Annotated in this window: 14 protein-coding genes; 12 read left to right on the top strand and 2 right to left on the bottom strand. The window is 44.0% G+C overall.

Annotated features, from left to right (window positions below; translation table 11 throughout):
* Positions 1-462: 462 nt before the first annotated feature.
* The gene (locus tag VB714_RS11825; RefSeq protein ID WP_323224339.1) at positions 463-1365 is read right to left on the bottom strand and encodes a hypothetical protein; all 903 of its coding nucleotides are present in this window, start codon (positions 1363-1365) and stop codon (positions 463-465) included.
* Positions 1366-1588: 223 nt separating this feature from the next.
* Here VB714_RS11825 and VB714_RS11830 point away from each other — a divergent pair, with 223 nt between their 5' ends.
* The 5 genes from VB714_RS11830 (at position 1589) to ctpB (ending at position 8149) form a co-directional block, all read left to right on the top strand.
* Positions 1589-2398 carry a protein phosphatase 2C domain-containing protein gene (locus tag VB714_RS11830; RefSeq protein ID WP_323224341.1) on the top strand — a complete coding sequence of 270 codons (810 nt, stop codon included), beginning with the start codon at positions 1589-1591 and terminating at the stop codon, positions 2396-2398.
* Positions 2399-2418: 20 nt separating this feature from the next.
* Positions 2419-4287: a hypothetical protein gene (locus VB714_RS11835; RefSeq protein ID WP_323224344.1), complete on the top strand. Its 1869-nt coding sequence runs from the start codon at positions 2419-2421 to the stop codon at positions 4285-4287.
* 74 nt (positions 4288-4361) lie between these two features.
* Positions 4362-4814 carry a D-aminoacyl-tRNA deacylase gene (gene dtd / locus VB714_RS11840; RefSeq protein WP_323224345.1) on the top strand — a complete coding sequence of 151 codons (453 nt, stop codon included), beginning with the start codon at positions 4362-4364 and terminating at the stop codon, positions 4812-4814.
* Positions 4815-4889: 75 nt separating this feature from the next.
* Positions 4890-6491: an Hsp70 family protein gene (locus VB714_RS11845; protein WP_323224347.1), complete on the top strand. Its 1602-nt coding sequence runs from the start codon at positions 4890-4892 to the stop codon at positions 6489-6491.
* 314 nt (positions 6492-6805) lie between these two features.
* Positions 6806-8149: a carboxyl-terminal processing protease CtpB gene (ctpB, locus tag VB714_RS11850; RefSeq protein ID WP_323224349.1), complete on the top strand. Its 1344-nt coding sequence runs from the start codon at positions 6806-6808 to the stop codon at positions 8147-8149.
* Positions 8150-8243: 94 nt separating this feature from the next.
* On the opposite strand, the gene VB714_RS11855 is transcribed toward ctpB, so the two are convergent.
* Positions 8244-9149 (bottom strand): CoB--CoM heterodisulfide reductase iron-sulfur subunit B family protein, encoded by a 906-nt coding sequence (locus tag VB714_RS11855; protein WP_416309660.1) that lies wholly within the window; start codon positions 9147-9149, stop codon positions 8244-8246.
* Between the two features lie 293 nt (positions 9150-9442).
* On the opposite strand from VB714_RS11855, the gene acpP reads away from it, so the two are divergent.
* The 7 genes from acpP to VB714_RS11890 form a co-directional block, all read left to right on the top strand.
* Positions 9443-9691, top strand: coding sequence for an acyl carrier protein (gene acpP / locus VB714_RS11860; RefSeq protein WP_323224353.1), 249 nt, complete (start codon positions 9443-9445; stop codon positions 9689-9691).
* Positions 9692-9793: 102 nt separating this feature from the next.
* Entirely contained in the window at positions 9794-11050 is a 1257-nt protein-coding gene (fabF, locus tag VB714_RS11865) for a beta-ketoacyl-ACP synthase II (RefSeq protein ID WP_323224355.1), read from the top strand.
* A 90-nt stretch (positions 11051-11140) separates the two neighbouring features.
* Positions 11141-11971, top strand: coding sequence for an inositol monophosphatase family protein (locus VB714_RS11870; RefSeq protein WP_323224357.1), 831 nt, complete (start codon positions 11141-11143; stop codon positions 11969-11971).
* Positions 11902-12117 carry an inositol monophosphatase family protein gene (locus VB714_RS11875; protein WP_323224366.1) on the top strand — a complete coding sequence of 72 codons (216 nt, stop codon included), beginning with the start codon at positions 11902-11904 and terminating at the stop codon, positions 12115-12117. Before VB714_RS11870 ends, VB714_RS11875 begins: the two co-directional genes overlap by 70 nt.
* Positions 12118-12316: 199 nt before the next feature.
* Positions 12317-14338, top strand: coding sequence for an FAD-dependent oxidoreductase (locus VB714_RS11880; protein WP_323224359.1), 2022 nt, complete (start codon positions 12317-12319; stop codon positions 14336-14338).
* A 73-nt stretch (positions 14339-14411) separates the two neighbouring features.
* The gene (locus tag VB714_RS11885; protein ID WP_323224361.1) at positions 14412-14663 is read left to right on the top strand and encodes a hypothetical protein; all 252 of its coding nucleotides are present in this window, start codon (positions 14412-14414) and stop codon (positions 14661-14663) included.
* Positions 14664-14765: 102 nt separating this feature from the next.
* Positions 14766-15285: Fe2+-dependent dioxygenase (locus VB714_RS11890; RefSeq protein WP_323224364.1), on the top strand; the 520-nt coding region annotated here is incomplete at its 3' end.

Consider the following 15285-nt stretch of genomic DNA (forward strand, 5'->3'; position numbering starts at 1 on the left):
CCATTGGGCATTCACGATTAATACGAGAGCCTTGAGATACCGACGATACTCCTCAATCGTCAAAACCATGAGACGTTTTTCCTCTGGGGATGCTGATAAATCCCAAACGTCTGTTCTGATGATTTCTTTCGATTTAGTTTTATTTTTGGCTTTTCGTCGGCTCATTGGCTTAAAAACTTTAGTCTTATTGCTTTTATTCTACTAAACTTATTTTTAGTTGTAACATCTTGTTTGAGGCTCATCCTAGCGTTGGTACACAAGCTCCTTTGTCCAAGCTCATCGAATATGTACAAAATCAGGAAAAACCTCTCTAGTCGGATGCTTCGCGATTTCCTTTGTTGGTCTCACTAACCCTACCCAAATCAAAGATTATGGGTAGCGCTTGGGGGATGGCGAATTTAGTTCGCCATATCCAACCAAGTAAGAGAGGGACTGCGCTCGACATTTTGTTCAACATTCTAACTAGGAAACAACCTGAAAACATCCTCTTGCTTCAAGTTCGGTCAGAATTTTCCCCGATCGCGCTTTGCTAATTAAAAAACGCAATCGTTTTAACTGCATGGCATTATATTTCACAATCTCCAGTTCTGCGATCGCCTGTTGTTTTTGAACCGGTGCTAAATGACCCAAAATCTGCTCGATCGCATCGATCAAATGATAGGGTAGTTTTTGAATTGCTGAGATGAATTCAGCCAAAATTTCAATGAGAATAATACTATCATCTTCTAACAAGAATGATTGTTTAGATAGCGTGGTTCCCATTGTATGATGTCGAGATTTATTTTTCAGTAGTTCTTTTACAGCACTAATCACTTTTTCTTCCCGACAATCTTTGAGAAATTTACGATAACTACTCAATTCCCAGCCTTCTAAAACAACTTGCATGACAAAGCGGAGAACATTGAGATTTTGAGTGTCAATAAAATCGGTTAAAAAAGGAAAAAATACGGGTTCAAATTCACCAAGTTCTTTTTTGTTGAGCCAACAAGCAATTTGCGCCAGATGCAAGGTATTTTCAGCTTTAAAAATAGAGTATAATGTTCGTTCTTGTAGGGTGTTTCCCAAGGCGATCGCGCGATCGCAATAGCGCATCCCAAAGGTTTCAATTTCGTAAGCGCGATCGAGTATATCCCGTGTCGTAATTTGTAGAATGGCCTGTTTTTGGGCTTGACTTGCAGTTTGAAAAAGTTTAACCTGATGTAAATTAAACTGTTCTGCATTCCAGTAAATCAGTGCGTTACTTTTTCGCGGGATGAGAAGACAGGCAGGGGCGTTATGAAGCGTTAAAGCAGAAGGTAGGACGTATTGTAAGCGATCGCGCTTTGAAGCCGACAACGGAGAAAAATCCGTAGTTTGAGAAGTCATAAATTTATTCCTCACACATTTGATCGATCGCACGGTTTTGACTGGGGGACGGGAGACACCAAACACCCGTTTTTTCTCGATATTCTCGATATTGGGGGTCAATAGCCCTTCGATAATAGTGAATTACCCTTGGACGGATGCTTGAATAGGACAGAAATTGAACTGTCTGCCTTGACAGTGTGTAAAATCAACACTATACTTGGTGTATCGAGTACACAAAAACATGAAAGGTCAATACGAGTTAGCAATGGGGTCGATCGCTGGACGAGAACATACTCGTCTTGGTCGCAATAACCAAGATGCGTTATCGGTACTGAGTTGCGATCGCTTTACTATAGCTGTTGTCTGCGATGGTTGCGGTAGCGGTCGTCACAGCGAAGTCGGTGCTAAAATTGGGGCGAGATTAGTAGTGGAAACTCTCTCTAATACTTTACAAGATAAGGCGATCGCAGACCTCCGAGAGCCTCAATTTTGGCAGTCTATTCATCAAAAAATCCTCATTCAATTGCAGGCTTTTATTAAAGCAATGGGTGGCGATTGGCAGCAAACTCTTAATGATTATTTTCTATTTACTATTATTGGGGTATTGATAACACCAGAAAATACGAGCATTTTTTCTCTCGGGGATGGTGTTATTTTATTGAATAATTGCTTGACAAAGTTAGAGTTTTCTGGTAACGCACCGCCCTATATTTCCTATGGATTGAAATATCTTTGGGAAGATCGAGAATGTCCTCAAGAATTTCAATTTCAAATTCATCAGTCTTGTGAAACAAAAGAGATAAATACTTTATTAATTGGTACAGATGGTGTTGGCGATTTGATTGACTTTGGCGATCGCACTCTTCCAGGAAAGTCAGAAAAGGTGGGGGATATTGCACAGTTTTGGCAAGATGACAGTTATTTTAAAAATCCTGACAAAGTTCGCCGCAAACTCTTTTTAATGAATCGGGAAGTTCATCACCCCGGAAAACCAAAAGAAGTGGGCTTATTACCCGATGATACCACCTTTATTGTCCTGCGTAAAATTTAGAACCAAGAACCAATAAACCAATGGATATTTATATTAAAGGTAAACGAATTCGTCTCAAACCCGATTGCGCGATCGGCAAAGGTGGAGAAGCAGATGTTTATAAGTTGGGAAGCGATCGCGCAGTTAAAATCTTTAAATCTCCCGATCATCCTGACTATCAAGGACTATCCCAAGAACAAAAATCAGCAAAAGAAAAGTTGGTCGAACATCAACAAAAATTGCGTCAATTTCCTACAAATTTACCTCCTCGTGTTATTACTCCAGAAGACCTAGCTACGGATAAACAAGGACGTATTATCAAAGGCTATACTATGTCTTTGGTTAGCAATGCTGAAGTTTTATTGCGCTATGGAGAGAGATCGTTTCGCAATGGTGTTATTGATAATAAAACTGTTGTAAACATTTTTGAGAATTTGCACGAAACCGTTACTAAAATTCATCTTGTCGGGGTTGTTTTGGGAGATTTTAACGATTTGAATGTTTTGGTTAAAGGAACAGATACTTATATCATTGATGCCGACTCTTGCCAATTTAACGGTTTTTATTGTCGCGTCTTTACCGCTAAATTTGTCGATCCTCTACTCTGCGATCGCGCTGCATCCAGTCCGATCATGCAATCCTACCATAATCAAGATTCGGATTGGTATAGTTTTGCAATTATGTTAATGCAATGCTTGCTCTTTGTTTCTCCTTATGGGGGAATTTATAAACCCAAAAATCCGAGTAAACGCATTCCTCAAGCAGCGCGATCGCTCAACAGAATTACTGTATTTAATCCAGAAGTTAAATATCCCAAACCTGCTACTCCTTATCAAGTTCTCTCGGACGATTTATTACATCATTTTTATCAAGTTTTTGAGGAGGATAAAAGAGGAGAATTTCCGCGATCGCTGCTTGCTAATTTATCTTGGCAAAAATGTTCTAGTTGTGGAGTAGAACACGCTAGAAAAACTTGTCCTCTTTGTACTAATATACAGATTACTCCTTCTGTTTCTCCGATTGGTACAAAAACCGTCAGGGGAACCGTCACCGCAGAACTTATTTTTAAAACCGAAGGAATTATTCTCGCGGGCAATTATTCCAATTCATCTTTACAATGGTTGTACTGGGATGGTAGCCAATTTAAACGAGAAAATAACACCGTTGTGTTTACGGGAGAACTCGATCCTTATACTCAGTTTCGCTTGGGAGGAAAAGCAACATTAGTAGGAAAACAGGGACAGGTAATTACTTTGAGTCCCAATGTTTCTCCAGAACGTTTAGCGGTGGATAATTGCGGGATGCAGGTGCAATTTGATACCAATGAAATTGGAAAATATTGGTTATATAATGGTCAATTATTGCGAGATGGACAGTTAGGATCGGAGTATATTGGTGATGTTTTAAGCAATCAAACTCGCTTTTGGGTAGGTTCTCAATTTGGATTTGGATTTTATCGCGCAGGAAATCTAACGGTTAGCTTTGTTTTTGATACGCGAAGAAAAGGGATTAACGATCGCCTGCAAATTCCCCTCGGATCGGGACAGCTTTTAGATGCTACTTGCACTTTTAGCGATCGCCTCTGTTGGTTCTTTTGGTCAATGCAGGAAGGTGGACAAACGAGAAAACGCTGTGCTTTAATTTCCTCTGATGGAGAGGTAAAAGCATTACATGAGGGAAATGAAACTTGGTTGCAAAATTTACAAGGAAAATGTGCAGTTAACCATTTTCTCCTCTGCGGAACCGATGAAGGAATTCTACGGGTTGAAGCTAATGGCGATCGCCTCTTTGTGGCCAAGGAATTTCCCGATACAGAACCTTTTGTTGACGCAAATACTCACTTATACGCCGGTAAAAACGGATTATATGCAGTAAGTCAACAGACTATTTATTTACTCAAAATTAGTTAGAACCAAGTTAAAATGTTAAAATTACTTTTTTGTGGTAAAATAACGCGATCGCAAAATAATTATTCTCTCGGTTTATGCGCGTTATTATTCAGCGAGTCAAATCTTCTCAAGTTACCATCGATGGTAAAGTTGTCGGTAAAATTGGACGAGGATTAAATTTGTTAGTGGGAATTTCCCCCACAGATACAGAAATGGAACTAGATTGGATGGTAAGAAAATGTTTGGAATTACGCTTATTTCCTAACCCAGACAATGCAGAGGAAAAATGGAATAACTCTATCCAAGAAATCAGTGGAGAAATTTTAGTGGTCAGTCAATTTACCCTCTATGGAGACTGTCGAAAGGGTCGCCGTCCTTCCTTTAGTAAATCTGCTACTCCAGATATTGCCGAAAAACTCTACGATCGCTTTGTTGAAAAACTTCGCCACAGTAATCTCAAAATCGAAACAGGAGAATTTGGTGCAATGATGCAGGTTAGTATTGAAAATGATGGACCCGTTACATTATTATTGGAACGAGAAGCATAAAAAATTGATAAAAACTATTAATTTTAATTGTCTCAAGGTATGATACAGAAAATTATAATCTGTGTTTAAGAATATATGGCGATCGCGATCGACTTTGGTACCAGTAACACGGTGATTACACGCTGGAATACTGCTAAACAGCAAGCAGAAACCCTCAAATTTCCAGGACTCTCCCAACAATTGGGCAAAAATCCTCCCTTGATTCCCAGTCTAGTTTATGTAGAAGATGCCACAGAAGCAAAAGTTCTTATTGGCCAACAAGTGCGCGATCGCGGCTTGGATCTCGCCAACGATCCCCGCTTCTTTCGCAGTTTTAAACGGGGGATCGGAACCGAAATACAAGGTTTCCTACCCACTCTCGATGCCAAAACCGTCACCTTTGAACAAGTGGGAACGTGGTTTTTAAAAACCCTCCTACAACAGATTGAAACAGAAGAAGAACTGGACTCTCTTATCCTCACTGTTCCTGTAGACAGTTTCGAGACTTATCGTAATTGGTTAACGAATATTTGCCAATCTTTAGATGCCAATAAAATTCGCATTCTTGACGAACCTACTGCTGCTGCATTAGGATACGGAACAGAAACTGGAGATGTTTTATTAGTCGTCGATTTTGGTGGCGGAACTCTAGATTTATCCTTGGTTCAATTAAATCTAAGCAATGAGACCAATACTACCAAACCAATGGGATTTATTCTCAAATGGGGAGATAAATTATTGGGCGAAAATTCTCGACAAAAAGTTAAAACTGCACGAGTTTTAGCCAAAGCAGGGGAAAATATAGGCGGATCGGATATTGATAATTGGTTAGTAGACTATTTCGCCCAAGAACAAAGTTTACCCAAATCTTCTCTCACTCTTCGTTTAGCAGAACGATTAAAAATCAAATTATCCTCTCAAACTGAAGCCACCGAAGTTTATTTTAACGATGAAACCTTAGAAACTTACGAACTCAAACTCGATCGCGATCGCTTCAAAACGATCCTTGCAGAACATAACTTTTTCCAGCAACTCGAGACAATGATGACGGGAGTATTGCAACAAGGACGCTTGCAAGGAATCGAAAAAAACAATCTTGATGGGGTGTTACTGGTGGGAGGAACAACGCAAATTCCTGCAATTCAAGACTGGATCTCTCACTACTTTCCCCAGGAAAAAATTCGCAGCGATCGCCCCTTTACCGCGATCGCCTCGGGGGCCTTACAACTCTCCCAAGGCTTTGAAGTCAAGGACTTTCTCTATCACAGCTACGGTATTCGCTATTGGAATCGTCGCAATAAATGCCACGACTGGCACCCCATCATCCCCACCGGACAGCCTTATCCTACCCCGAATCCTGTAGAATTCCTTTTGGGGGCTTCGGCGGAAAATCAACCCAGTATAGAACTGATTATTGGCGAATTAGGGGAAGAAAATAGCAGTACCGAAGTCTACTTCGACGGCGATCGCCTCGTGACCCGCAGCCTCAATTCTACCGGAGAAAAGACCGTTCAACCCCTCAACGATCGCGCCGGTGCCAGAACGATCGCCGAACTGTCCCCCCCTGGCAATCCAGGCAGCGATCGCATCAAGGTACAATTTACGGTAGACGAACAACGCTTACTGCGGATTACCGTTGAGGATTTACTCAGCGATCGCATCTTGCTAGAAAATCGTGTTGTTGTGCAGTTAAGTTGAAAAAAAATGAAAAAAATAAAGAAATTTGATTACAATTGGGGAATAAATAAGGTTATGCGTTAGTTTATTAGTTAGAATTTGCGATTGCTTCAAAGGTTCATCCCGTTCTCAAATCGAGGACACTCCGCAAACTGGTAGGTTGGAAAGTGAGTTTTTCTGAATCTTAGCTATGGTAAAACCATTTCAGCCTTGAGAGAGAAGTTATTCCAAGCAAGTTCAGACTGTCGCAATTTGCACAATCCCTTCCTTGCAGAGTCTTCAAGCGTAGAGCATATCCTTCGGTTATTCCAAATCATCACCCAAGCCACCCGTCCATGAAAGAAAACACTCAATTATCTTCCCGTTTACAGCATTGGTTTGCAAATGGCGCAATTGCCACCTTAGCTGTTACTTCTGTTGTCACTCTTGCTTTTATTCCCCCCGCTAAAGCAAGTTTTGAAAACAGCCCCAAAGTAGTTGTCGATGAAGTCTGGCAAATTGTCAACAACGAATTTGTCGGTAGCGATTTCGATCGCGAACAATGGCAAGTGACGCGCCAAGAGTTACTTGAGCGAGATTATGCTTCCCAGGATGAGGCTTATCTGGCGATTCGTGAGGCATTGCGAGATTTAGGCGACCCCTACACCCGTTTTCTCAACCCCAAGGAATTTGAGGAATTAACCACCCAAACAACAGGAGAACTGTCGGGAATTGGCGTGCGCTTACAAATGGATGATGCAGGAAGTGCGCTCACTATTGTTGAATCTCTCAATAATTCTCCTGCAAAAGAGGCAGGGATTCAGGAAGGCGATCGCATTCTTCGCATTAATAACCAACCCACGGCTTTGATGAAGGTAGAACAAGCCGCCGAACTTTTGCGCGGAGAAGAAGGGAGTAGCGTTACCCTACAACTGACCCGCCCCAATAAAGGTTTATTTGAAGTCACCTTAACCCGCGCCCCGGTAGAAGTTCCCGTACTGCACTATAGTTTGCAGGAAGAAAACGGCATGAAAGTGGGTTATATGTACCTTGAGGAGTTTAGTTCTCACGCTGCCGAACAAATGCAACGGGCGATCGCCAAACTGCAAGAACAAGGTGTCAATGGGTTTGTTTTGGACTTGCGAGGCAATCCTGGGGGCTTATTATTTGCAAGCGTGGATATTGCGCGGATGTGGATGGAAACTGGGAAGATCGTGAAAACCATCGATCGCATGGGAGGCGATCGTGAATATTCCGCCGATCGCACTTCTTTAACGGAGTTGCCTTTGGTGGTTTTAGTGGATGGTTATTCAGCCAGTGCCAGCGAAATTTTGGCTGGGGCTTTAAAGGATAATGGACGGGCAACGTTAGTCGGGACTCAGACTTATGGGAAAGGGACGGTGCAATCGGTTCACTCTCTCTCGGATAGTTCGGGGTTAGCTGTTACCATGTCGCGTTATTATCCTCCCAGTGGTATTAACATCAACAAGCACGGCATTGCTCCCGATGTAGAAGTGAGTTTGAATCGAGAACAACAACGATTGTTACGCAGCAATCCCACTGTACGGGGGAGTCAACGCGATCCTCACTACAGTAGTGCAGTGGGTGTATTGCGAGAACGTTTCGCACAACAAAGCGTTCCGGCAACACCTCCCGCACCGATTAGCATTCGCCAATTAATTGAACAGGTGCCTGAATAAATGAATCCTAGGGACGTTAAAAGTTAGCCTTAAATTTTAACGTCCCTACACGCTAAAGTAGCATCGAGTATTTTTGCAAAACTGAGATGCACCCTTATTGATGGAGCTTAGACAAGAGCGATCGCACGGAAACAATATGCTTATCCAAACCCAACTCCTCTGGGTCAATTCCCAAAGCCAAACCCACCAATTGAGGCAAATGGAGTACCGGAATACCCAATTTGCGCCCGATCGCCTTCTCTACTTCCGGTTGGCGAGAATCTAAATTAAGATGACAAAGAGGACAAGGCGTAACCAAACAATCTGCTCCTGCTTCAATCGCTTCAAGCAAATGTTTCCCAGCCAGAGAAAAAGATTGTTCCGTCGCATAACTGGCGATCGGCCAGCCACAACACTGAGTGCGACCTCGATAATAAATAGGATTAGCCCCTAAAGTCCGAAAAATATTCTCCATTGATGCTGGGTTCAGAGGATCGTCGTGAGGCAATGTTTTTTGACCCCGCAATAAATAACAGCCATAAAACGCCGCACAATTTAAACCCGTCAAACGCTTGGTTACTCGTTCAGCCAACGCCTCTAACCCATAATCCCCCACCAATACCCAGAGAAGATGCTTTACAGCCGTTGTACCGCGATAAGGAGAACAACCTTCCTGTTTTAAAAAGCCATTCACCCGTTGAAAATAAGCCGGATCGTTTTCCTTGGCTTCCTTGAGACGCTCATCTACATGACCGATGACCCCCTGACAAGTGCTACAATGGGTCAATAGCGGTAAATTCAACGATTCCGCCAAAGCGATATTACGAGCATTGACCGTATCTTCCAACAGTTGGGAATCTTCCTTATAAGTCCCCGAACCGCAACAGGCTGCTTTTTTTAATTCAATAAGCTGGATATCAAGGGCACGAGTCAGTGCTGCGGTAGAGAGATAAAGCTCGCGGCAAGCACCTTGGGCAACACAGCCCGGAAAATAAGCGTATTGTAAAGTTGGTGAAGGCATAGGATCGGGTTTGTCAAGGTTAGCGGTTTTTCCATCTTCCCTTAAACTTGACGGGAAAAGATAAATCCTCGGGAAATTCTTGACCAACAAACCCGTAGACCTCAGATAAATCAAAGATGAAGGGGAACGATCGCCCCCTTGACGGGAAAGGCAGCGCGATCGCCGAAAGGAGAGTAAAGACAATTTAAAAGGTGTCCCAAATTCGATTAACGAGATTGCCCCCCGAGACGATATGATAAAAAATACTGAAAATTTTATAAAATTTCATTGCCAACAATTTGAGGAAAGTATTAATGAGCGACTCTACTTTTGATAAAGTCAAGAAAATTATCGTCGATCAATTAGAGGTTGACGAAAAATCAGTGAAACCCGAAGCAACCTTTGCAGAAGACCTTGGAGCCGACTCTCTCGATATTGTGGAACTGGTGATGGCCCTTGAAGAAGAATTCGATATCGAAATTCCCGATGAAGCTGCCGAGAAAATAGAGACGGTAAAGTTAGCGGTAGATTACATCAACGAGAAAGTTTCTACTCCCGCTTAGGTTTCACCGGTAGTATTTCTGACCGAGCCACCTTCCCGCATTTTTTATTGGCGATCGCCTCTCTGCATTCAGGGCTTATCACCCCATCACTCATCTAGAATTATGACTAATTCGCATTTGCAACGAAAAAGAGTCGTTATCACGGGTCTTGCCGCCATTACCCCCATAGGCAATACCTTGGCAGAATATTGGCAAGGATTAATGGAGGGTCGCAATGGCATTGATACGATTACCCATTTCGATCCGTCCCAACACACTTGTCGTATTGGTGGCGAAGTTAAAGGCTTCGATCCCTACGCTCATTTGCCACGCAAAGAAGCAAAACGGATGGATCGTTTCTCTCAGTTTGCCGTTGCTGCCAGCAAACAAGCTCTCACCGATGCAAAACTAGAGATTGATGATTTGAATGCAGATCGTATTGGCGTGTTGATCGGCACGGGAGTCGGTGGCATTAAAGTCATGGAAGATCAGCAAGAGGTGTACTTGAATAAAGGTCCCTCTCGCTGTAGCCCTTTTATGATTCCCATGATGATCGCGAATATGGCGGCAGGACTCACGGCGATTCATACCGGAGCTAAGGGACCCAATACCTGTGCGGTAACGGCTTGTGCGGCGGGTTCTAACGCCATAGGGGATGCCTTTCGCCTCGTTCAGGGGGGCTATGCCGATGCCATGATTTGCGGCGGGACAGAGGCAGCAATTACGCCTCTTTCTTATGCCGGTTTTGCCTCAGCACGGGCGCTATCGACCCGCAATGATGACCCCAAGCACGCTTGTCGTCCTTTTGACAAAGACCGGGATGGTTTTGTGATGGGGGAGGGTGCCGGAATTCTCATTATTGAGGAATTAGAATCTGCTCTTGCTCGCGGTGCGAGAATCTATGCTGAAATCGTAGGTTATGGCATGACCTGCGATGCTTATCACATGACTTCGCCAGTACCGGGGGGTCTCGGTGCTGCCCGCGCGATCGAACTGGCTTTGAAGGATGGGGGACTCAGCCCCGATCGCGTTAGTTATATTAATGCTCACGGGACCAGTACCCCGGCTAACGATCCCACGGAAACCCAAGCGATAAAAAAAGCCTTGGGAGAATGTGCTTATCAAATTCCCATTAGTTCTACTAAGTCCATGACTGGGCATTTATTAGGCGGATCTGGAGGGATAGAAGCCGTCGCTACGGTAATGGCGATCGCCCACGATCGCGTCCCTCCCACGATTAATCTTGAGGAACCCGACCAGGACTGCGATCTCGACTATATTCCCCATGAAAGTCGCAGTGTTAGCGTTGAAGCGGCTCTTTCCAATTCCTTTGGATTTGGCGGCCATAATGTTACTCTAGCGTTTCAGAAATATCATTAATTGAGAATGATCTCAATAAGATCGAAAAGGCGATCGCAAGCACCCGTGTTTCGCGATCGCTTTTATTTTGTCGGGATGGATAATTAAAAAATGGCTTACGAAAAAGAACGACAAACCGCGATCGCCGCAGTCACTGCAGCCGCCAAACTCTGCGAAACTGTTCGCTGTAAAAAGTCCCAGCCTCTGACCAAAGCAGATACTAGCCCTGTCACCGTTGCTGACTTTGGCGCACAAGCAATTATCTGTCAGGCACTCGGAGGGAATTTTCCCGACGATCCCATTATTGGCGAAGAAGATTCCGCCATGTTGCAACAAAGCGATCGCCAGGAGGTCTTCTCGGGAGTGGTCGGTTTGGTGCAAGATATTCTACCCCACGCTACTCCCGATGATATTCTTCACTGGATCGATCGCGGCAACGGTAAAATTGCACCTCGTTACTGGACCCTCGACCCCATTGATGGCACAAAGGGGTTTATTCGCGGCGACCAATACGCGATCGCCTTGGCTTTGGTCGAAAACGGCGCTCTCAAATTGGGGATATTGGGCTGTCCGGCTTTACCCGTCGATCCCGCAGATGGGAATAGTCCCAAGGGCGTTTTATTTCTGGCCGTGCAGGGAGAAGGCACGCAAATGCTGAGTTTGAGGGATCGCACTGCTCAACCTGCCAACGTCAATGGGACAAACGATCCTCAAACTCTCCGACTGATTACCAGTGTTGAAGCCCGTCACAGCGATCGCAACAAACAAGAAGCATTAATGACGGCCTTGGGCATGACTTCCCCCCCTTACGGATGGACTCCCAAGCCAAATATGCCGCCGTCGCCCGAGGAGAAGCCGATCTCTATAGCCGCATTCCCCCAAAGGATCGCCAAGATAAGCGAGAAAATATTTGGGATCATGCAGCCGGAGCGATCGTGTTAGAAGAAGCAGGCGGGCGCGTCACAGACCTCGATGGCAAACCCTTAGATTTCTCCCTGGGCGAAAAGTTAACAGCAAATCGCGGCATCCTCGCCAGTAATGGGGTCATTCACGATCGCGCTTTAGAGTTTACCCACAAGAAAAGTTAAGTAAAAACTCCTAAAGTATTTGAAAAAGTTATAAATTGCTTTTTAGGGTTGACATTTCCAAATTTTGCTGTAATCTGATAGTCAGGTGTGAGGAAAAAGTGAGAGAAGACGCTTGGGGTCGAAACAAGGAAAGACTCCCAAGCGTCTTTTCTCTTTTATAATTTTTATAATTTATATTTATCATTTGCATTTTTTCTTCATGAAAGTAATTTGGCAGAAATTATTATTTTCTCTTCCCTTCAGTCTATTGTTCCTCAAAACAGCAATTCTTCCCGTATTGGCTCGATCGCCAGATCAAACCGTTGAATGCGAAATCTTAGTCATTGGGGGCGGACTGGCGGGAGTAGCGACGGCTTATGAGTCTTTACGGGAGGGAAAGACGGTGTGCATGACCGAGATTACCGACTGGGTGGGGGGACAAATTTCCGCTCAAGGAACCTCTGCTCTTGATGAAAAAAGCAAGCAGCGATCGCTCCTCTTTTATCCCCAAGGGTATAACGAACTCCGCATTCGCATCGAAAAAAAATACGGTCGTCTCGATCCTGGGGAATGTTGGGTCAGCGAATCTTGCTTTTTACCCAAGGATGCCCATGAAATTCTGACAGCACAATTACAACAAGCGGCAAAACGAGGACGGGGAAAATTACACTGGTTTCCCAGTACCGTGATTAAAGACTTAGAAATCAGTCCCCAAGGCAATATTATTCAAAGCGCGATCGCCATTCAACACCAACCCAAACCCAATACTCCCCCTCTCAACCAAGAAACCCTCTCCCAAACCATCGAAGACGCTTATACTGACACCGACTCCTCTCGCTTCAGCAAAACGATTATTCAATTTATACCCAAATTAAAAAACGATCCCAGCTTGGCTAATTGGTATGTTATCGATGCCACGGAAACGGGAGAAATAATTGCCCTTGCTGATGTTCCCTATCGCCTCGGGATCGATCCCCTCTCCTCTGTCGAACCCTCTTCCTCGGGTAGTATCGCCCAAGGAGATCCCTACTGTACTCAAGGGTTTACCTATACTTTTGCCATGGAAAAAATGGCAGCAACGCAGACTTATGATATTCCCGCTTTTTATCGCCAATACGAACCCTACTACAGTTACGAACTCTCTCGCTTTGCCAGTATCGATCTCCTCTTTAGTTATCGCCGCATCTGGAGTCCTAAAACGGGAGAAATGGACAGTTTTGGCGGCATTCGTTGGAGCAAAGTCACTCCTGGGGATATCTCTATGCAAAACTGGACTTGGGGAAATGACTATCGCCCAGGGACAGAAAGGGATAATTTGATTTATACTCGTTCTCAATTGCAACAGATGGGACAGTTGCAACCAGGGCAATGGCTGGGAGGACTGCGAACAGAAACTCTACGCAAAGGTGAAGAACACGCGATCGGCTTTTTCTATTGGTTGGTGCAGGGAACCACCGACTCGCGGTTAGGTGCAGGGGTCAAGCAAGGCGATCGCACCCATCGCTATTTGACAGGTTTGGATTCCCCCATGGGAACAATGCACGGTTTATCAAAGTATCCCTACATTCGCGAAGGTCGTCGCATCATCGGTCGTCCTTCTTTTGCTTATCCCGAGGGCTTTATGGTAACAGAATTGGATATCTCTGCAAAGAACTATCGCGATGAATACTATCAAAACACGTTACCGGAGAAAATGTATCGGGAGATGTGGACGAGATTGGCTGGATTGGGCATTATTGATGTCATTATGGACGATATTCCTACAGAACGTATTACTCGCCGCACCCGTTCGACTCTCTATCCCGACTCGGTGGGAATTGCTCAATATAATATTGATTTTCATCCCTGCATGACTCTTTCTCCTCCCGAACTTCCTGGCAACACAGAACGAGAAGGAACAAGACAGGGTGCGGGTTTAACCTATCCGGCACAAATTCCTTTGCGTGCTATGATTCCTCAAAAAGTTGATAATCTCTTAGTCGCAGGAAAAAGTATTGCTACCAGTCATATTGCTGCTGCGGCCTATCGGGTGCATTCCTTTGAATGGTCTGTAGGGGCAGCCGCAGGGATGACGGCCGCTTATGCTTTAGAAACGAACATTATGCCCTATCAACTGGTGGAAACCATGCCTCGATCCAATCCACAATTGCAAGAGTTGAAATTGCGGTTGGTGGAAAGCGGTAATCACAATGCTTTTCCCGATGCTTCCATTTTTAACTTAGATTGGGATGCTTGGAAATAAAAAAATTATTGATGGTCTTTTTCATTAATGCTATGGTGGTTAATGCAAATTTACGATGCTAGTCTGTAGAAAAATGATTAAACCTGTAAAACCTGTAGAACTCTTTCTTGCTCTTGGTTTAACTATTGCCGTCAGTGCCTGTGGTGGTTCCCCTGTTGATGAGAGTGGCGAGGCAGGAGATTCTCCCGATGCGCCCACAGAAACTCCTGCTAATGAAAGTAGTGAGGAAACTCCGGACAATGAAAGTAGTGAGGAAACTCCGGATAATGAAAGTAGTGAGGAAACTCCGGATAGTGAAGGTGGTGAAGATGGTGAAGGTGGTTAAAGGTAAAATATAGAATCAGTAATGAAGGATATGGCGATCGCAAGGAATAGAAATTGAGTCTTGCGATCGCCTATTGATTGTTAGCCATTCTCGCTTCTCAAGATGATTTTTACAATTGCTAATCTTCTTTCTGTTCAAGAATTAGAGACAATTATGGCAACCCTTGCCCACTCGGAATTTGTGGAGGGAAAGTTAACTGCTGGCAAACAAGCCAGACTTGTGAAAAATAATCAACAAGTTAAGTCTGGTACTTTAGAGAGTCAAAAACTCAAGCAAATTATTCAAGATGCTTTAAAAAAGAACGCACTTTTCCAAGCTGCGATTCGCCCGAAGAAAATTCATTCTCTTCTTTTCAGTTGCTATCATCTGGGAATGTCTTATGGCAGGCATTCCGATAATGCTTTGATGGGAGAATGGAGATCGGATGTTTCTTTTACAATTTTTTTGAACGATCCTTCAAGTTACAAAGGAGGAGAATTAGCAATTGAAGGGGCAAATGATGAGAAAATTTATAAATTGGCTGCGGGAAGCGCAATTTTTTATCCTTCCTCAACTTTACATCGCGTCGATCCGGTAACGGAAGGGACTCGCTTTGTTGCGGTGGGTTGGGTACAGAGTCGCA

Source organism: Spirulina sp. 06S082 (assembly GCF_034932145.1).
Lineage (GTDB): Bacteria > Cyanobacteriota > Cyanobacteriia > Cyanobacteriales > Spirulinaceae > CCY15215.

Coding starts and splice junctions, on each gene's coding strand:
- VB714_RS11830 (WP_323224341.1), top strand. CDS start 1,589: ATGAAAGGTCAATACGAGTTAGCAATGGGGTCGATCGCTGGACGAGAA.
- fabF (WP_323224355.1), top strand. CDS start 9,794: ATGACTAATTCGCATTTGCAACGAAAAAGAGTCGTTATCACGGGTCTT.
- VB714_RS11825 (WP_323224339.1), bottom strand. CDS start 1,365: ATGACTTCTCAAACTACGGATTTTTCTCCGTTGTCGGCTTCAAAGCGC.
- ctpB (WP_323224349.1), top strand. CDS start 6,806: ATGAAAGAAAACACTCAATTATCTTCCCGTTTACAGCATTGGTTTGCA.
- VB714_RS11880 (WP_323224359.1), top strand. CDS start 12,317: ATGAAAGTAATTTGGCAGAAATTATTATTTTCTCTTCCCTTCAGTCTA.
- acpP (WP_323224353.1), top strand. CDS start 9,443: ATGAGCGACTCTACTTTTGATAAAGTCAAGAAAATTATCGTCGATCAA.
- VB714_RS11835 (WP_323224344.1), top strand. CDS start 2,419: ATGGATATTTATATTAAAGGTAAACGAATTCGTCTCAAACCCGATTGC.
- VB714_RS11885 (WP_323224361.1), top strand. CDS start 14,412: ATGATTAAACCTGTAAAACCTGTAGAACTCTTTCTTGCTCTTGGTTTA.
- VB714_RS11855 (WP_416309660.1), bottom strand. CDS start 9,149: ATGCCTTCACCAACTTTACAATACGCTTATTTTCCGGGCTGTGTTGCC.
- VB714_RS11845 (WP_323224347.1), top strand. CDS start 4,890: ATGGCGATCGCGATCGACTTTGGTACCAGTAACACGGTGATTACACGC.
- dtd (WP_323224345.1), top strand. CDS start 4,362: ATGCGCGTTATTATTCAGCGAGTCAAATCTTCTCAAGTTACCATCGAT.
- VB714_RS11870 (WP_323224357.1), top strand. CDS start 11,141: ATGGCTTACGAAAAAGAACGACAAACCGCGATCGCCGCAGTCACTGCA.